Raw genomic sequence first — 18,082 nt, 5'->3', positions numbered from 1 at the left:
ATTCTATTAGAAGATATAAACTGACTTAAATATATTTTAAATAAATGGCATTCATTGAAATCCTATTTAGTGAGAAACATAATAAAATTAAAATATAGGTCTTTAAGGGCTTTTCTATTCCTTTTGAATAACTAATTTAAAGAGGCTCAAAAACATTTTTTCGATATACTTTCAAAAATTAAATTATTAGGAAATTTTTTATTGACATTAGAAGAACAAATAAAATTACTTGTAGAGAAATCACTGGATAATAAACATTATGTTGATAGCATTTTTTTTGATTTACCTATGAGAGCTCAACAAGAATTAAAAAAAATATTATTTAAAGATTTTTCTGGATATATTTGCGAAATAAATAGTCATGACATTAGACATACAAATAAAAATCACGCAAAAGATATACCCTACATTTCAAAAATTCCAGATATTATTGAAAACTTTACTAAAGTTAAAAAAAGTTTTGTAGAAGATGAAATTACAGGAAAAACTATTCATGCTGTTGAATTTTATAAAAAATATGAAAACAATACAATTAAAGTTATAAAAATCCATCTACGAAAAGATAAAAAATTGAGATTAAAAACTATATTTATTCCAACTTGAGTGAAAGACCACCTACTTTCACTCTAATTTTACGGTTGTTTGCCAAATGCCTAATATTTTAAAATTATCCCTGGCTTAACGTCCAAAACGAAGTCCGTTGGCTTTGTAGAGATTGGGATCTCAATCAAACTAAATAAATTTAACTTTTTTCAAACCCTTCTCTATTGAAAGTATCGCATTAATTTAATTAAATTAAAATTAAACATAATTATAAACTAATTTCCAAGCAGGAAAATTTACTATTCTTCAATATCAGGATAATCACACTTTAACTTTTAAAGAGTTTCTCTATATAAATTTAGTGTTGTCATAAGCTTTTCTATAGCAATTCCAAGAGCTACTTGATCATTCATGATTTGAATAATAACTTCAAAAGTTCTGTGTTTCAAACAAAATATAAATTTATCAAAAATACAATATTTTGAAACTTTATGAAAAATTAGATATTTAAATTCACAGATCAAAGTTTTAATTCAAACACAGCATCTTTTCCATTATTAGAATTTAATTTTGCATATCTAATAGTTTGACTAATATCAGCATGATCCATTAATCTCATTATTGTATATATTGGTATCCCTTGTATTGCGAGAAGTGAAGCGAAAGTATGTCTAAGAGTATGTATTACTACTCTTCTTTTACTATCTTCAACTTTTAATCCCTGGTTAAATAATTTATCAAAGATTGGTTGCAAAACTTTATTTATTGAAACTCTATTTAATTCATGGGGAGAACTATTTACAAGATAATCAATTGGACTAAGTTTTTCCATTCTTTTAGCAATTAATTCTTTATATGCAGGATGAATATATCCGTTATATGTTCTATTTGATTTATGGTTTTTAATGATTACTGTATTTGTATTTAAATTAACATCTGCTTTTGAAATTGTTAATACACTTCTTAACCTTGCTCCAGTTGATATACTTAATGCTAAAAATACTTTTATATTTTCAGTTACTTCATCTTTAATTTGATTATCAAAGTATTCTTGTCTATTATCTAATGCATCCCAAATCTTTTTAATTTCATCTAATTCTAAATATCTTTCTCTATCATTATCAACTTTTTCTCTTTCTACTTTAGTTGCAATTGCTGGATTTTTTATATTCATATCTTTTTTTGAAATCATATAATTAAAAACTGTTCCAATTATATTAATCCAATCATTAATAGTTTTAGGAGCATATTCTCTTCCAGTTTTAAGACTTCTTAACTTCTTAGCTTTTAATTTAAAATCATCTACCATTTGAGTTGTAATATCATCTATTTTTAAATGTCCAAAAGTTGATTTTACATGTAGTTCATATCTTCTTTTGGTATTTAGACTGTCACTTTTATTTTCTATTGAGTTATAGTATAAATTAAAACATTCATCAAAAGTTGGTAATTTTTGATTTAAAAGCATAGGTGCATCTTCTTTTAATCTATCTATTGATGTTCTTTTAGCTCTTATTTTATTTGCATAAGCTGCATTTATACCCTCTTTTTCACTTCCAACTTTTTCTCTAATTGGTTTACCATTTAACTTATATCTTATATAAAATACTTTACCATTATTTATTGTTTCGTTATAAAAAACACCTGTAAATTTTGTTTTTTTCAATGGATTTTCCTATTGATATTTTTGACACCTATTTGACACCTAATAATAGAATTTAATAGGTTAAGATAGGATAAAAGAGTTATTTTATATTTTAAAATAGTTTTTATAATGCCTATAAATAGGATATTGTAGTATTGATTAGTATAATATAGGATAAAATCAGGTATAATACAATTAGAGAAGGTACACCTGTAACTGTTGAAGTTACTGAGTAATTAGAATAATGTTTTTATTAAAAAGGTAAGAGATTTCTATCTTTTACCTTTTTTTCTTTATAAGAAAGTAGAAAATCTACTTTTCTTATTTTTATGAATTTGTAATTGTATCTTGAACGTTTTGTTGAATCAAAACTTTATAACTTGAATCTTCATTATTTGAAAATACATCATATACTATACTATCTACATCTGTATATGTAGAAGATGCTTTTGTCCAACTCTCTGTTGTATTCAATAAACTTACACTATCTTCTCCATCTCCTGTAATTTTTAATAAGTGGTCACTTGATGAAATATTTGTAGCTGTATCTGTAATACCTGATATATTAGGAACTAAATCTACTACATCTGATAATGTCAATTTACTAACTGATTGTGCTCCATCTGCTGTTAAATCAATATGTTCTATACTTACAATTGAATTATCTGGGATTGAAGAAAAATCAATTGATTCATTACCGCTTAGAACAAGAGTATCTATTCCATCTCCTCCATCAATTGATGTTACATCTGTATAATCAATAACTTCACTTTCAGATGTACCAACTATTGCTCCATCTCCATCAAATGTAATTTGCATTACACCACTAGAATGTTCTGTACCATTAATATATGTGTCTATACCTACATTTATTACTTGATTTTCAGGAGGAATACTTTCAGTATTTGATGCACTCATAGAAGATAAACTATAATCCCCAGATCCAGCTGTAAACTGAATTTCATTAAATGCATTAAAATTAAAACTTTCACCTGCATCTAATGTAATAGTCGTACTTAATGACGTCGTTCCTTCATTAATCGTATAACTTACATCAGCTGTTTGTGCACTGCCACTATCATTAGTTAATACATTGTCATACATACTCCAAGTAATTCCACTTGTTGTGATATTTATATTAGAAACTTCTGATGAAACAGCCAATGTTGAATCATTTGCTACATAATCTTTTGTTCCTTCTGCAATTAATACTGTACCATTAAATGCTTGCCATATAGCTTGATCTCCACTTTGCCATTTTTGTAATGAAAAAATAGCATTTGTCAAATATTGTTCATTATTTTGAGCATAAGTTCTATTATCTACAGAATCTGTTATTGTATTATCATTACCATCTGTATCATTACCATTTCCACCCAATAATAGATTACTACTCATTGTACTATTCGTAAAATTTAAATATAATTTTTCATCTGTACCTATTGTTCCAGCATCATCAACACCTAATCCATTACCTGTAGAATAATTTACTTGATACGCATTATTTCCACTTCCAGCAACACCTGTATCACTTGTAGCAGATGCTAAAACATACAAATCATTAACATTAAATAATAAACTTAATTCATTTCCTCCATTATATGAAGTTGATGATGATTCAAAAATATTTTGCATTGTATACGCTGCACCATCTAAAGGATATGTACCTAAAGTTATTGAATAGTTTTCATTTGTTGTATCAGAAGAAATTGTAAATACAACTTGAGAAGTATATTCTGTACCTGAGGAACTAACTCTATATGCAGTTATATTATCTGGATTTGAATTATCATATTTTATATAATATGTTGTTTCTTGTGATGTACCAATATTATCTGTTGATGTTATTCTATCTCCATTAATATTTATTGCATATCCATTTACATCCACTTGTGGCGTTAATTTTATAGAAGAAAGTGCAATTTCAGTATTTATAGTATCTGAATCAAAATATGAAGTATTTGTATCAACATCATCTAATGAATTATTTGCAGCAATTTTCATGATTATATCTTGACCGAATCCATAGACAACTTTTAAATCTTCATAATTTCCACCTGTTACTGAAGTTACTGATAAAGCCTGAGTATCACTATTTACACTTGCTGTAATAACAGAACTATCCAAAATTATTGTTTTACCATTATCTAAAGTTATAACTAAATTATTTCCTGTATCAGGAGCATTTGAAACTACAGCTGTATATGTATAAGAACCATCACTGTTTAATGATTCATTTACTTTTAATATTGTTGTATCCTCACTATCTACTACTGTATGACTACTTGTTCCTGCTGTTACTAAGTTTTCATATCCACTATTATTTGTTGATGTTATTGTTCCATTCAAGCTAACTGTTGTTGTATCACTAAATACATCTGCATTTGCTAATGCTGTAAAGTCTGAAGCACTTGCTGACCAGTTTAACGTAGTTGATCCTGTTGTTCCATTTTGTGGTACTACTACACTTACTTCTGTTCCATCATTTAATGTAAAGCTAAATGTCTCTCCTGCTACTGCTGTTGGAGCTACTGGTAATCCATCTACATTTGTTAACGTTATTGTATATGTGATTGATCCTGCATCTTCATTACTTCCTGTTGCTAAAGAAGATGTTAATGTTGCTGTTACTGTATCATTTGTATCTACTACTGTATGACTACTTGTTCCTGCTGTTACTAAGTTTTCATATCCACTATTATTTGTTGATGTTATTGTTCCATTCAAGCTAACTGTTGTTGTATCACTAAATACATCTGCATTTGCTAATGCTGTAAAGTCTGAAGCACTTGCTGACCAGTTTAACGTAGTTGATCCTGTTGTTCCATTTTGTGGTACTACTACACTTACTTCTGTTCCATCATTTAATGTAAAGCTAAATGTCTCTCCTGCTACTGCTGTTGGAGCTACTGGTAATCCATCTGCATTTGTTAACGTTATTGTATATGTGATTGATCCTGCATCTTCATTACTTCCTGTTGCTAAAGAAGATGTTAATGTTGCTGTTACTGTATCATTTGTATCTACTACTGTATGACTACTTGTTCCTGCTGTTACTAAGTTTTCATATCCACTATTATTTGTTGATGTTATTGTTCCATTCAAGCTAACTGTTGTTGTATCACTAAATACATCTGCATTTGCTAATGCTGTAAAGTCTGAAGCACTTGCTGACCAGTTTAACGTAGTTGATCCTGTTGTTCCATTTTGTGGTACTACTACACTTACTTCTGTTCCATCATTTAATGTAAAGCTAAATGTCTCTCCTGCTACTGCTGTTGGAGCTACTGGTAATCCATCTACATTTGTTAACGTTATTGTATATGTGATTGATCCTGCATCTTCATTACTTCCTGTTGCTAAAGAAGATGTTAATGTTGCTGTTACTGTATCATTTGTATCTACTACTGTATGACTACTTGTTCCTGCTGTTACTAAGTTTTCATATCCACTATTATTTGTTGATGTTATTGTTCCATTCAAGCTAACTGTTGTTGTATCACTAAATACATCTGCATTTGCTAATGCTGTAAAGTCTGAAGCACTTGCTGACCAGTTTAACGTAGTTGATCCTGTTGTTCCATTTTGTGGTACTACTACACTTACTTCTGTTCCATCATTTAATGTAAAGCTAAATGTCTCTCCTGCTACTGCTGTTGGAGCTACTGGTAATCCATCTGCATTTGTTAACGTTATTGTATATGTGATTGATCCTGCATCTTCATTACTTCCTGTTGCTAAAGAAGATGTTAATGTTGCTGTTACTGTATCATTTGTATCACTAATAGTTACTGTTGATGGATATCCTACAATACTATTAAATCCACCTCCAACATAAGATGTTCCACTCACAGTATATGCCTCAGCATCAATATATACATCATCACCTTGAATTGGAAATGAAGTTGATTCTACTAATGTTCCAGGGACATAATCTGTTCCAAATGTAATTGTTGCACCATTTGATAATGTTACTATTAAAGTAGTTCTTGGTGTTTGATCTAAACTAGCAGATACTGTTGCATTTTCATTTCCTTCAAGAATAGTTGTATCTGTTAACGTTAATGTTGCATCTACTAAAATTGTATTATTTGTAGCAACTGTATCATCTACTATAGTTGTAGTAGATACAGCATCTCTTAAATCTGTTGTAATATTTGTTTCACCAGCTGTTCTATCTTCCAATCTTAGAGGGATAATTCCTACAGGATCAGTAGTTGTCTGATCTTCTCCAGCTGCTGCTGCATCTAATTTCTCAATTTGATCTAAAGTAAGGGTTGCTTGCTCATCAGTTTGTGTAGGATTTTCTTGAATATTTTTTGTTGATTGCTCCAATAAATCACTAACTTCATTATTTTGAACTACAGTATCTTCAGGTAATTCTCCTGATAATAAAGTTACATCAAAAAGTTGTTCATTATTTCCAACAACTTGTATATCACCAGAATTATCAGAAAGTAAAACTTTAAGCATATTTGAATTAGTATTTGAAGAACTACCAATTATAATATCGCCATCATTTAAGATATCATTTACTTTTGCAGTACTTACACTTCCATTTGGATGTTTTATAAAAAAAGATCCATTTAAAGATATGATTTTTCCAATTTCTCCAGCCATAATATACTCCTTACAAATTATTTATCCTAGTATATAATTTTTTTTAAACTATGTATATTGTACTTTGGTGCAAATAAATTAAGATTTTTTTAACTTTAATGTTTATTGATTTAACAAAAAATTAACTACTATTAACTATAATTTCATATATTTATTATAAGGAAAAATTATGAAAAAGAGTCTAAGTTTACTTATGTTTTTATTTGCATTAATCTTTACAAACTTAAATGCAAATGAAATGTTTCAAACAGTTGAACCCAAAGATGCAACTTTAGTTAAAAGTGATTCATCAAAAGAGTTTTGTAATGTTTGTGGTATGCATTTATCAAAATACTATAAAACAAATCATGTAACAGAATTTAAAAATGGTCATAAAGAGCAATATTGTTCTATTCATTGTCAAGCAGAAATCTATAGAGATTACAAAGATAAAATAAAAAGTATCCAAGTGGTAGATACAAATTCTTTAAAATTAATTGATGCAACAAAAGCATTTTATGTTGTTGGTAGTTCAAAAGAAGGGACAATGAGTCCAGTGAGTAAATATGCATTTATATCAAAAGATGATGCTTTAAAATTTCAAAAAGAGTTTGGTGGTGAAATTCATAATTTTGATGAAACGATGAAAATAGCTTTAGAAGATTTACCAAATGATAATAAAATCTTAGATGAAAAAAGAGTTCCTATTGCTAAAAAAGGAAAAAAAATTTTTGAATCAATGTGTGACATCAATAAAATAAAAGACTTTAATTCGATTGGAGAAGCTAAACAATATCTAATTGATAATAAAGTTTGTAAAAATTTAGATAAACAAATGCTTCAAGCTGTTTCTGTTTATTTAAGTAATCCTCTTTTAGCAAGTGAAAAATCTAAAATGATTGATACACCAAAAGATGAAAAATGCCCAGTTTGTGGTATGTTTGTATCAAAATATCCAAAATGGGCTGCCCAAATTACTACAAAAGATGGTCACTCTCATTATTTTGATGGAGTAAAAGATATGATGAAGTTCTATTTTGAACCTTCAAAATATGGTCATACTCACAATAAAGATGAATTAAAAGATATAAATGTAACTGATTATTATACTTTAGAAATTACAAATGCAAAAAATGCTTACTTTGTAATAGGTTCAAATGTTTATGGTCCAATGGGAGAAGAGTTAATTCCGTTTAAAAATGAGAATCAAGCAAAAAAATTTATGGAAGATCATTTTGGGAAAAAAGTTTTAAAATTTGAAGAAATAAAAAAAGAAATGTTATTTTAACTTACATTACAATGCGATTCTATCGCATTGTTTGTAAGAAACAAATAACAATTAATGATTTTTTATAAAAGAACAACAATAATCAACTAAAGAATGAACTCTTAATTTGAATTTTGAATTAGCTTGTATTTCAAATGATGCTGGTCCTTCATATTTTACCCATTCTTGAGCTGGTAATAAAACTTCTAAAACACCTCTTTGAATATCCATAATTTCTTTATGAACTGTGTTTAACTCATATTCACCTGGAAGCATTATTCCTAAAGTTTTTCTAGAACCATCTTCAAATGTGATAGATCTACTTGTAATATTACCTTCAAAAAGAATATTTGCTGCTTTTGCAATAGAAACACCTTTAAACTCTGCCATTTACTTTCCTTACGTTATTATTTATTATATTTTAACACAACAATTATATGATTATATTGAAGCAAAAGAGTAGTTCTTTTTTGTTATAATTTCCAAATTTTTAAAAAAGGTGTAAAAATGACTATTCAAGAAGAGTTAGAGAATTTAATAAAAAATGAAGTTCTTATTGAGATTGAAGATTATATTGATGAATTATTTGAAATTATTGCAGCAAAAAAAGATGATGATAATATAAAAGAAGAATTAAAACAAATACAAGAAATGAAAAAAGATTTTGAAGAAATGTTAGTTGATTTAACTCATGGAGACATTGATGATGAAGAGTGTAAAGAAATCATTGATGAAATAAATGAAATGAGAAAAGAAGATTTAGAGGACTAATAACTTTTATGCAAGGTTACATTATAGATATAAAACCTGTTAAAGATGATGATTTAATTGTAACTATAATAACTGAAAATGAACTTCTTACAACTTATAGATTTTATGGAGCTAGACATTCAAATATAAATATAGGCTATAAAATTGATTTTGAACTAGAAAATACAAGGGCTAATATTCCAAGGTTAAAAGATGTAATTCAACTTGGTTTCCCTTGGATACTTGATAATGAAAAAATGTATTGTTGGCAACGATATATTAAACTATTTTATCCACATTTAAAAGAGCTTGAAGAGTTAGATTCTTTTTATTTTTACTCCTTAGAAAACTTAGTTCATATTATGTCTAAACAAAATGTTTTAAGAGCAATTTGTGAATCATATATCTCTTTACTTGAATTTGAAGGAAGACTTCATTCTGACTTTGAATGTTTATTGTGCGAAACAAAAATTTATGAAGATGTATCGTTAGTTAGAGGATTTTTACCCCTTCATACTGAATGTACAAGAGGAAAAATTTTTAAGTTAAATAAAATTTCAGAACTCTTTGAAAAGAAAAAAACTATAAACCTAACTGATGAAGAAGTTGAATATTTATGGAATATAATTCTTTTAGGTTTATAATTTACTTGACAAAAATTCTATTCGTCAAGTAATCTATCTTGTAGAGTTTCTATTGCATTTTTTAGATTTTTTATATCAAATCCATATAAAGTTGCTTTTTTTATAGCTCTTTCTACATTTTCATCACTTAATGGTTCTTTTATATATGCTGCTGTTTTAATAACATCTAAAATCTGAGTTTTTTTCTTATATTCAGGTGTAGCTTTTGAAACATCATCTACATTTTCAATCATATTTATAAGATTTTCACTTAATTTCCAATATCTAAATATTTGAGCAGTAACTTGTGAAGTAGTTACATCTAATAACTCTTTTTCTACTGATTCAATAGATGCACCAGCTGATATTTTTGATTTAAATAAATCTGCTTTTCCTTCACTAGATATAATATCAGCTAAAATAAATTTTCCTGTTTCTTGTAAAAGCGCAGGTAAAATAATATCTTCTTTTAATTCTGCATCAATTTTTGAAAGCCATATATTGGCTAAAGTTGAAGAAATATTTGAAGCTCTCATAAAATCATCACTATTAATAGCATATGGTTCTAAATTTGTCATTAAAAGATTTTGTACTGTTCCACCAATAGCAATAGAAATAGTAAAATTGATTCCAAGTAGATTAATAGCTCGACTTGGTGTTTCAACTTTTGACCTAAAACCAAACATTGCAGAATTCGAGATTTTTAACAATGTTGATATTATTAAGGCATCTTTTTCAATTATTTTTAGTAAATCAATGGCTTCTTTATTTGGTTTTTTTCTAAACTCTTCAATCTCTATTATTGTTTTTGGCAAGGGAGGAAGAGATTCTATCTTTTCTAGGATATTATTAGACAACAAATTTAAACTCCTAATTCAATTATTATGTTCATTCTAACTAAAAAATTATCAATTACGTATAAATTTATTTTAAACATTAAATCTAAAATGCATTATATCACCATCTTGAACAACATAATCTTTACCTTCAAGTCTTAACTTACCTGATTCTTTACATTTTGATTCGCCACCTAAAGCTACAAAATCTGCATAAGAGATTACTTCTGCTTTAATAAAACCTTTTTCAAAATCATTATGAATTACTGCTGCTGCTTGAGGTGCTTTTGTATTTTTTCTAATAGTCCATGCTCTAACTTCCACTTTTCCAGCTGTAAAATAACTCATTAAACCTAATTTATCAAATGCTTTATGAATAATTTGCTCTAATCCTGATTCTTGAACACCTAAATCAGATAAAAACTCTGTTGCTTCTTCATCTGAAAGACCAACTAATTCTTCTTCGATTTTTGCACAAAGCATAATAACATCAGCATTTACATTTGATGCATGTTCTCTTACCATATCAACAAATTTATTTCCACCATCAGCTAATGAATCTTCATCAACATTTGCACCATAAATCACATCTTTATTTGATAAAAATCTTAACTCTTTATCTAAAGCTTTAAATGATTCATCTTCTAGTTTTTCAAAAGTTTTTACAGGTTGTAATTCACCAATATGAGCATATAACTCTTCTGCGATTACTAATTGAGAAGCAGCTTCTTTTGATGCTTTTGCTTGTTTTTTAAGTCTATCTATTTTTTTCTCTAATTGAGAAATATCAGCATAAATAAGTTCTGTTTCAATAATTTCAATATCTCTTAGAGGATTAACATCTCCTTCAACGTGAGTGATATTTCCATCTTCAAAACATCTTACCATGTGTAAAATAACTTCAACTTCTCTGATATTTGATAAAAATTGATTCCCTAATCCTTCACCTTTACTTGCACCTCTTACAAGCCCTGCAATATCAACAAAATCGATAGTAGAATGTTGAATTTTATTTGGATTTACAATTTTTGCTAACTCATCAAGTCTTTTATCAGGTACGGGAACAATCGCTTTATTTGGTTCAATTGTACAAAACGGATAATTTTGTGCTTCTGCATTTTGAGCTTTTGTTAAAGCATTAAAAGTTGTTGATTTACCTACGTTTGGAAGTCCTACTATTCCTACACCTAATCCCATTATATTCCTTTTATCATTTTCTATAAATAACCTACAATATCCATCAATTCGGCGTTTTTAAGGGATTCTTATGATTTAAACATGTAAAATTAAATCTCAATATTTAGCAATATTTTTCAAATCTCAAGGATTTTATAAGGACTTTTTTTACAATGAATTTAAAAACTCTATCAAAAAGAATTCCAACCAATGAGGAAGGTATTTTTTATAAACGGATTATAAACGAAAATGGCAAAGAAGTAGATAAAACGTATCTAATTAGATATCGTGAAAATGATTCAGATAGACTAAAAACGATAGGTAAACACTCTCAAGGTATCAGAATAAATTATTGTAAACAAATAAGAAATGAAATTCTTATGAAGCTAAGATTGGGAGAAGAACCACCTGCAGTTGCAAAGAAGAAAAAGAAAAATATTACAAAACTTGATAATTTTGCAGAAATCTATTTTAAAGAAAAAGAGATGGAAGTTAAAGATATTGAAAAAATCAAAAAAAGCTACATCAATCATATTAAACCTTTCCTAGGGCATAAAAGTGTTGATGAAATTACTTCTGATGACATAAAAGAAATTCAAAAAATAAAAAGAAAAGTCCTTGCAGAACGGACTGTAAATGCTCTAATTCAAATTATTGGTGCAATTTATAATGTTGCAATTCAAAAAGAAATTTTTAAAGGGAATAATCCTGTAAATAAAAGTGTAAAAAGAGTTAATGTTGATAATAAAAGAGAAAGATATTTAACACATGAAGAGATAAATATACTTTTAGATGAAGTAAAACATGAAGAATATTTATATATTTTTGTTCAATTAGCTCTACAAACAGGTGGTAGATTAGGCACAATACTAAGTATTACAAAAAAAGATATAAAACTTGAATCAAATACAGTTCAATTAAAAGATCATAAAAATAACTCTACTTATTTGGGGTTTTTTAATGATGAGCTAAAGTATCTTCTAAAAAAAAGAATTGAAAAGTTAAATGCCAATGATTTTATTATAGATAGAGGAGAGCAAGTTATCAAGGATAGACTTACAAAAATTTATAATAGATATTTCAATGTTGGGTTAGCAAATGACGATAGAAAAAATCGAGTTGTTACACATACGTTAAGACATACTTTTGCAAGTCATCTTGCAATTAAAGGTACACCAATATACACTATACAAAAATTAATGAATCACAAAGATATCACAATGACTTTAAGATATGCAAAATTGGCTCCTGATAGTGGAAAAGATATGGTTTTAGGATTATACCAATGACTAATGAATATTTACTTGATAGAAATTATCATCAATATACTGATGTCGAAGAATTTAAAAATTATGAATTAATAAATTGTGTGGCTTATGAAATGGCTGTAAGAAATTCAGATGTTTTAATTTTATCTTTAATATGGAATATATTGTCAAAGAATATATCTTTGACTAAGAAATTAGAGAAATTTATTTTAAAGAGAAAAAAGAATTTTAATTTTTTAAACAACAAAGAAAATATTTTTGAAGATATTAATTTAAAATCTGTAGTTCAAGAAAAATTAAAAGATACATATTTTTTTAATATTGAATCTAATGAAAAATGGATAAATTACTATAATTTTTCACCTGTTCAGAATTTAAAATTTAATTCATTTAATGAATCTAATAACAATTTAGAAAAAAATTCTCACTCTTATAACTATATAGAATGTCATTCTCAAAGAAATATTCATACTGGATTTCAAGTCGAAACTAGTTTAAGTTTTATTCATACAATTGAAGCTGATAAAAAAGATTTTTCTTTCCATGAAGTTAAACGTTCAATTAAAACAAATTTTTCTAGACCAGTTATTAAAGCTTCAATGAATTTTTCTAAGCTATCATCATTGGAGGATATAAATTTTGCACTCCCAGAAAAAGAATTAGTTTCTTATATCTTACATTTGAAAAAAGAATTTGATAAAAATAATTCACTTCTACCTACTCTAAGTGAAATAACTTTAGAAAAGCATTATGAAATAGAAGATATAAATAATTTTAATTCTATAGATTGGGCTGATTGTTTTTTTATTTATGATTATTATCAAAAAAGCACTTTTTCAATTAATGAAACAGCTAAATATTTACAAGAAATATTTAACAAATATCATGGAATAAAAATTAACAAATTAAAATTTGAAATAAAAAAAGGAGAATCTAAAACAAAATATATTCCATTTGATTTTTACATTGAAAATAAAGATAGATTTTTAAAACAAAATAGAATAATAAACGATTATTATTCTATTTCTACAATAAAATCAAGATATAAATTAATGCAAATATTTATAGAAAATCTCGGTTATAAGACTCTTATTGGTGGTTAAAAATCAGAAGCTGATTTTTAACCACTAGAATTTTATAAATAAATTACAATTTCATTCATAGGTACCTAATATTTAACAAAAAGGAACAATATGGATGAAAAAAAACTTAATGAAAATGATTTAGAATTAGCTTTATCACTTTCAATGGCTCCAACAAAATTTGACAAATATGTAGTTTTACTAAAAAAAGATTTTGGTTACAGTATTACAAAAGCCCAACTCGCGATAATTCTAGATAAATCTGAACAAACTATAGATAGACGAATAAAAGAATCTTGTAATATTCCTAATTTTATTCGAAGTGGAGAGGGGAAAAAAGCATCATATATTTTTCCTATAATAGAAGTCGCACAATTTTTATCAAACACGATAAAAACGGCCTAAAAGGCTTAAAAATGTTGATAAATTGTCCGACCAATATCAAAACAATATTTGATTTAGATTACATATTCAATGATAATGAAATTTTAAAAGACTTCATCATCGAAATAATTGAAGTTTGCGAAAAAATAAATGAAGAAACACAAAGTAAACATAGTGTAATTTTTTGGAAAAAAGTAAAATATGAGTATCTATATGTTGACTATAAGATTCTAATAATTTCACTTTTAAATTTTCTACAAAAAATAGATATCTCAGTTGAGAATTTTGAAAATATAAAAAGAGAGTTTGCATATAACGATTATGAAAAGTTAAATAATGCAATGTGTAATTTACTATTTATTCTTGGCAAAAAAGAGATAGTTTATTTTTCAAATATAAAAAAGTATTATATAGCATATGAAATATGTATAAATCATGGTAATATTAACTATATAACAAAAATGAATTCTATTTCATTAAAATACTCAAAAATATTACAATTATTTTCAAATAATAAAAAGATGATTGCAGAATTTGAAAAGTATATAAAAAGAGATTTTGAATTTGTAAATAAAAAAACAAAATTAAGAAACAAATCTTACTATAGAATTGAACAATTCTCACAATTTCGTGATTATTTTATGTCTGAATTTTGAGATAAAAATGTCAAATGATAACATCTTACGATATGCAAATATTTCAGTTTTGATACTAAAAAAATTAGATAATTTCTTTAGAAATCAAAATCTAGAAGTAAAAATTGATATATTTAGTGAAAAACGAAATGAGTTTTTCAAGCTTAAAAATGAACATCCAAGTGCTGACTTTTCAGCACTTGAGTTGGCTGCATTTTATAATGCGATTCAGATTTTTTATAATTTGCGTGAAAGAGCCACAAAAAAAAATAAAACAATGTCTTTAAAAGAAATTGAAAAATACGAAGATTACTTATTAAAATCATCATCTTATTTGAAAAAAATCTCTAAAAAAGAAGATTTTTTACTCGATAAGTCATCAATAATTAATTCTTTAATTAGTGAAAATAAAAGTTATCGAGAAATGTCATTTTTTATTAGCAAGCATTATAAAATAAATATTTCTCATACCTATATCAGACAAGTAGTAGAAAAATATCCTTTGATTTTTAAAAGAAATGAGGAGAAATAAAATGATTAATACAGTTAATTACACAGATTTAATCGAGATTTTCATAGCTTTATTAATTTTATTAGTCTTTAGCTTTTTTTTTATTTGTTACTACTTTTTTAAGAAATTTGATAAAAAAAACTCTTTAAAAAGTGAAGAAGAAATTCTAAAAAATCTTAAAAATTTAGAAACAAAAATAGCTGAAATTGAAAATATAAGTCATAATTTAACATTACGATATATTGATACTCAAGAATTTTTAGTAAGAAATGAGTCAAACTATAAAAAGATTTTTGATTATCTATTATCAGAGATTTCTAAAATTAAAGATTTAGAAAATGAAAGTAACAAACTATTAAATATTGTTAATCGAAAAACTGCAAAATATACCAAACAGAATAAAGATGAAGACTAATGCTTCATCTTTATTTTAAAAACCCAACAGGTACAGCATACATATTCTCATCAATTTCTAAAAATGTATCTCCCCTATATAAAACAATTCCTTTGTCAAACTCTTTGTTTATCTCTTCTTTTAATTTGTATATATGTTTAAAATCATCTTTTTTAACTGTTTTAGAAGCTTTTATTTCAAGAGCAATAATTTTATTTGAATACTCTAAAATAAAATCAATCTCTTTTTTATCAGTTGTTCTGTAATAATACATATTAGCTCTACTGCTTGCATAAGAGTTTGCTTTTATTAATTCACTAAAGATAAATGTTTCAAGAATTTCGCCTTTTAGTGGTGATTTATTAAATTCATCTTCAGTACTAATTTGTAAAAGATGACAAAGAACTCCTGTATCAATAGAAAAGATTTTAGGAGTTTTTGCTAATCTTTTTAATTGATTATTAAAATATGGTTGCAGTTTTTGGATTTGGTAAGTATGCTCTAAAACACTAAAGTAACTATCAAATGTTTTTCCATCAAGTCCTACTTGTGTTTGAATATCATTTTTATTAAAAATACTTCCACTTCTAAACATACAATGTTTATACATATTTATAAATTTATCCATATTTCTAATATTTGCTAACTCTTTAGCATCTGATTCTATATAAGTTCTAATGTATGAGCTAAACCAAAGGTACTTACCTTTTTGACTATCTATTTTACTAATTTCTGGATAACCACCATCTATAATATCTTTTTCAATACTTATATCTTCATATTTTTTTAAAAGATATTTATTTAAATCTTTAGAAAAAATATCAATTATATTATCACTGCTTTGATTTTTTTCTTTTAGTGAAAATGGATAAAGTTCAACTATTCCAATTCTTCCTGCAAGGGAATCTGATATTTCTTTAAAACCTTGAAGTGAAGCAGAACCAGTTAAAATGAACTCTCCATTAATTCTGTCTTTATCTACATACTCTTTTATAGATATAAGAAGTTCAGGTAATCTTTGAATTTCATCAATAACAACTGGCTTATTCAATGATTCAATAAAGCCTTTAGGATTATTTTTAGCCATTTCATACATATTTATGTCATCAAGAGTAATATAATTGTCGATATTTAGATGCAATGCTAAAGTTGATTTTCCAACTTGTCTAGCACCACTAATTAGTAAAACTGGAAAAAACTTTTGATACTCTTTTATATCTTCTAAAATTAATCTTTGAATATACATATATAATCCTTTAAATTTATGGATTATGATACTATAATTTATATACTTTTAAACTTATATTAATACTATGAAAGATAATGTTCAGTAATAGAAGCTCTAAAATGTTTCATCTCCCAACTGACTTTTTGAATAGCTTCATAGTAAGAGTAATTAGCTTTTTGTTGATAATCTCTTACTCTATTTTGAGCAAAGGTCCATCTTAAACCATGACTTGAGTGATATTTTTGATTTGACAGTTTTGAAGCTTGTTTTAAATCATTTAGATAGTGTTGATAGATAATTTTAAATTTATCATTTTCAATTAGGTAGTTTTCAAGTTTTTTATAAATATATAAAGGAACTAATACATCTCCAACTTTTCCACCTTTTTCTTTTGTTTCAATGATTCCAACTTCTTCATTTATTACTGAATCTATTTTAGTACCTTTTAGTTGTTCATATTTAATTAAAGTTACTGCTTCAACTCTTGATCCTCCAAAAAGTTGTATTAATGCTGCAATTTTATGATTTTCATTTTGAAGATTTTTTATTAACTCTTTGGGATAAAAGTATGTTCTATTATGGTAGTTATCTGCAATTAGATTAAAATTTCTAGCATTAGACAAAATATTTTGTCTAATTTTAAAATCATATTTTATTGGTTCTTTGTTTGTATATTTATATTTTTCAATTGAGTATTTATTTAATGCAAATTCTAATTTACCTAAAGCTGAAGAGATTTTTTCAGCATATTGTTTTGAAGCGTAATATTCTATTTTATATTCAAAGTAAGATTTAACATGTTCATCAGTTATAAGTTCACAGTTTTTTAATTTGAAATGTTCTTTTAAATAGTTAAAAAAGTTATTCCAAACATTTCTATATGCTTTCATTGTATTAAAAGAAGCAACACAGTTATAGTGTTCATGGTTTGGATTTATTCTATCCTCTTTTTTTGCACCCTCTTTAAATACAACTTTTGAAAGTTCTGCACTTTGATAATAAACACTTCCTCTCATATTTATCCTATTAAATTTTTAAATTATAAATCTATCCTGTCTCTAAATTACAGGTATGTGTTGAGTCTATCTTCTTTTTTAATTTCATTGAAAGAGCAAACAAATATTATTAGAGTAAAGGACTA

17 protein-coding genes are annotated in these 18,082 nt (G+C 26.3%); 10 read left to right on the top strand and 7 right to left on the bottom strand.

Annotation, left to right across the window (positions count from 1 at the left end):
- Positions 1–201 precede the first annotated feature (201 nt).
- Complete coding sequence (locus tag ABLL_RS04740; protein ID WP_014473642.1) at positions 202–603, top strand: hypothetical protein; 402 nt, start codon at positions 202–204, stop codon at positions 601–603.
- A gap of 460 nt (positions 604–1,063) precedes the next feature.
- Here ABLL_RS04740 and ABLL_RS04730 read toward each other — a convergent pair whose 3' ends face one another.
- Positions 1,064–2,209, bottom strand: a complete 1,146-nt coding sequence (locus ABLL_RS04730) for a site-specific integrase (RefSeq protein WP_014473641.1) — start codon at positions 2,207–2,209, stop codon at positions 1,064–1,066.
- A 306-nt stretch (positions 2,210–2,515) separates the two neighbouring features.
- Positions 2,516–6,808 (bottom strand): immunoglobulin-like domain-containing protein, encoded by a 4,293-nt coding sequence (locus tag ABLL_RS04725; protein ID WP_014473640.1) that lies wholly within the window; start codon positions 6,806–6,808, stop codon positions 2,516–2,518.
- A gap of 169 nt (positions 6,809–6,977) precedes the next feature.
- Between ABLL_RS04725 and ABLL_RS04720 the strand changes: the two genes are divergently transcribed.
- Complete coding sequence (locus ABLL_RS04720; protein ID WP_014473639.1) at positions 6,978–8,075, top strand: nitrous oxide reductase accessory protein NosL; 1,098 nt, start codon at positions 6,978–6,980, stop codon at positions 8,073–8,075.
- 51 nt (positions 8,076–8,126) lie between these two features.
- Here the strand turns inward: ABLL_RS04720 and ABLL_RS04715 are convergent, their stop codons facing one another.
- Positions 8,127–8,444, bottom strand: coding sequence for a pyrimidine/purine nucleoside phosphorylase (locus ABLL_RS04715; protein WP_014473638.1), 318 nt, complete (start codon positions 8,442–8,444; stop codon positions 8,127–8,129).
- Positions 8,445–8,561: 117 nt separating this feature from the next.
- On the opposite strand from ABLL_RS04715, the gene ABLL_RS04710 reads away from it, so the two are divergent.
- Both ABLL_RS04710 and recO read left to right on the top strand, forming a co-directional pair.
- The gene (locus ABLL_RS04710) at positions 8,562–8,825 is read left to right on the top strand and encodes a hypothetical protein (protein WP_014473637.1); all 264 of its coding nucleotides are present in this window, start codon (positions 8,562–8,564) and stop codon (positions 8,823–8,825) included.
- Positions 8,826–8,833: 8 nt separating this feature from the next.
- Positions 8,834–9,448, top strand: a complete 615-nt coding sequence (recO, locus tag ABLL_RS04705) for a recombination protein RecO (protein ID WP_014473636.1) — start codon at positions 8,834–8,836, stop codon at positions 9,446–9,448.
- Between the two features lie 17 nt (positions 9,449–9,465).
- Here recO and ABLL_RS04700 read toward each other — a convergent pair whose 3' ends face one another.
- Both ABLL_RS04700 and ychF read right to left on the bottom strand, forming a co-directional pair.
- A complete protein-coding gene (locus tag ABLL_RS04700; protein ID WP_014473635.1) occupies positions 9,466–10,284 on the bottom strand; it encodes an HDOD domain-containing protein in 819 nt (272 codons plus the stop codon).
- A 72-nt stretch (positions 10,285–10,356) separates the two neighbouring features.
- Positions 10,357–11,460 (bottom strand): redox-regulated ATPase YchF, encoded by a 1,104-nt coding sequence (ychF, locus tag ABLL_RS04695; RefSeq protein WP_014473634.1) that lies wholly within the window; start codon positions 11,458–11,460, stop codon positions 10,357–10,359.
- A gap of 152 nt (positions 11,461–11,612) precedes the next feature.
- Here ychF and ABLL_RS04690 point away from each other — a divergent pair, with 152 nt between their 5' ends.
- From ABLL_RS04690 to ABLL_RS04665, 6 genes are all read left to right on the top strand, one after another.
- Positions 11,613–12,728, top strand: a complete 1,116-nt coding sequence (locus ABLL_RS04690; protein WP_014473633.1) for a site-specific integrase — start codon at positions 11,613–11,615, stop codon at positions 12,726–12,728.
- Positions 12,725–13,810, top strand: coding sequence for a hypothetical protein (locus tag ABLL_RS04685; RefSeq protein ID WP_014473632.1), 1,086 nt, complete (start codon positions 12,725–12,727; stop codon positions 13,808–13,810). The genes ABLL_RS04690 and ABLL_RS04685 overlap by 4 nt, the downstream gene beginning before the upstream one ends.
- Before the next feature lie 90 nt (positions 13,811–13,900).
- The gene (locus ABLL_RS04680; protein ID WP_014473631.1) at positions 13,901–14,194 is read left to right on the top strand and encodes a hypothetical protein; all 294 of its coding nucleotides are present in this window, start codon (positions 13,901–13,903) and stop codon (positions 14,192–14,194) included.
- An 11-nt stretch (positions 14,195–14,205) separates the two neighbouring features.
- The gene (locus tag ABLL_RS04675) at positions 14,206–14,829 is read left to right on the top strand and encodes a hypothetical protein (protein WP_014473630.1); all 624 of its coding nucleotides are present in this window, start codon (positions 14,206–14,208) and stop codon (positions 14,827–14,829) included.
- A 7-nt stretch (positions 14,830–14,836) separates the two neighbouring features.
- The gene (locus tag ABLL_RS04670; RefSeq protein WP_014473629.1) at positions 14,837–15,340 is read left to right on the top strand and encodes a hypothetical protein; all 504 of its coding nucleotides are present in this window, start codon (positions 14,837–14,839) and stop codon (positions 15,338–15,340) included.
- A gap of 1 nt (position 15,341) precedes the next feature.
- Positions 15,342–15,734, top strand: coding sequence for a hypothetical protein (locus ABLL_RS04665; protein WP_014473628.1), 393 nt, complete (start codon positions 15,342–15,344; stop codon positions 15,732–15,734).
- Between the two features lie 10 nt (positions 15,735–15,744).
- Here ABLL_RS04665 and ABLL_RS04660 read toward each other — a convergent pair whose 3' ends face one another.
- Both ABLL_RS04660 and ABLL_RS04655 read right to left on the bottom strand, forming a co-directional pair.
- Positions 15,745–16,959 carry an ATP-binding protein gene (locus ABLL_RS04660; RefSeq protein ID WP_014473627.1) on the bottom strand — a complete coding sequence of 405 codons (1,215 nt, stop codon included), beginning with the start codon at positions 16,957–16,959 and terminating at the stop codon, positions 15,745–15,747.
- Between the two features lie 65 nt (positions 16,960–17,024).
- Positions 17,025–17,957, bottom strand: a complete 933-nt coding sequence (locus ABLL_RS04655; RefSeq protein ID WP_014473626.1) for a hypothetical protein — start codon at positions 17,955–17,957, stop codon at positions 17,025–17,027.
- Positions 17,958–18,082 lie beyond the last annotated feature (125 nt).

The sequence above is a fragment of the Arcobacter sp. L genome (assembly GCF_000284235.1).
GTDB classification, from domain to species: Bacteria; Campylobacterota; Campylobacteria; order Campylobacterales; family Arcobacteraceae; genus Aliarcobacter; species Aliarcobacter defluvii.
The sequence above is the reverse complement of the archived record's forward strand: the minus strand, read 5'-3'. Positions and strand labels throughout refer to the sequence as shown.

Excerpts from the sequence above, each read along its gene's own strand:
- ABLL_RS04725 (WP_014473640.1), bottom strand. The coding sequence starts at position 6,808 with ATGGCTGGAGAAATTGGAAAAATCATATCTTTAAATGGATCTTTTTTT.
- ychF (WP_014473634.1), bottom strand. The coding sequence starts at position 11,460 with ATGGGATTAGGTGTAGGAATAGTAGGACTTCCAAACGTAGGTAAATCA.
- ABLL_RS04715 (WP_014473638.1), bottom strand. The coding sequence starts at position 8,444 with ATGGCAGAGTTTAAAGGTGTTTCTATTGCAAAAGCAGCAAATATTCTT.
- ABLL_RS04665 (WP_014473628.1), top strand. The coding sequence starts at position 15,342 with ATGATTAATACAGTTAATTACACAGATTTAATCGAGATTTTCATAGCT.
- ABLL_RS04660 (WP_014473627.1), bottom strand. The coding sequence starts at position 16,959 with ATGTATATTCAAAGATTAATTTTAGAAGATATAAAAGAGTATCAAAAG.
- ABLL_RS04675 (WP_014473630.1), top strand. The coding sequence starts at position 14,206 with ATGTTGATAAATTGTCCGACCAATATCAAAACAATATTTGATTTAGAT.
- recO (WP_014473636.1), top strand. The coding sequence starts at position 8,834 with ATGCAAGGTTACATTATAGATATAAAACCTGTTAAAGATGATGATTTA.
- ABLL_RS04710 (WP_014473637.1), top strand. The coding sequence starts at position 8,562 with ATGACTATTCAAGAAGAGTTAGAGAATTTAATAAAAAATGAAGTTCTT.
- ABLL_RS04685 (WP_014473632.1), top strand. The coding sequence starts at position 12,725 with ATGACTAATGAATATTTACTTGATAGAAATTATCATCAATATACTGAT.
- ABLL_RS04655 (WP_014473626.1), bottom strand. The coding sequence starts at position 17,957 with ATGAGAGGAAGTGTTTATTATCAAAGTGCAGAACTTTCAAAAGTTGTA.
- ABLL_RS04720 (WP_014473639.1), top strand. The coding sequence starts at position 6,978 with ATGAAAAAGAGTCTAAGTTTACTTATGTTTTTATTTGCATTAATCTTT.
- ABLL_RS04670 (WP_014473629.1), top strand. The coding sequence starts at position 14,837 with ATGTCAAATGATAACATCTTACGATATGCAAATATTTCAGTTTTGATA.
- ABLL_RS04680 (WP_014473631.1), top strand. The coding sequence starts at position 13,901 with ATGGATGAAAAAAAACTTAATGAAAATGATTTAGAATTAGCTTTATCA.
- ABLL_RS04690 (WP_014473633.1), top strand. The coding sequence starts at position 11,613 with ATGAATTTAAAAACTCTATCAAAAAGAATTCCAACCAATGAGGAAGGT.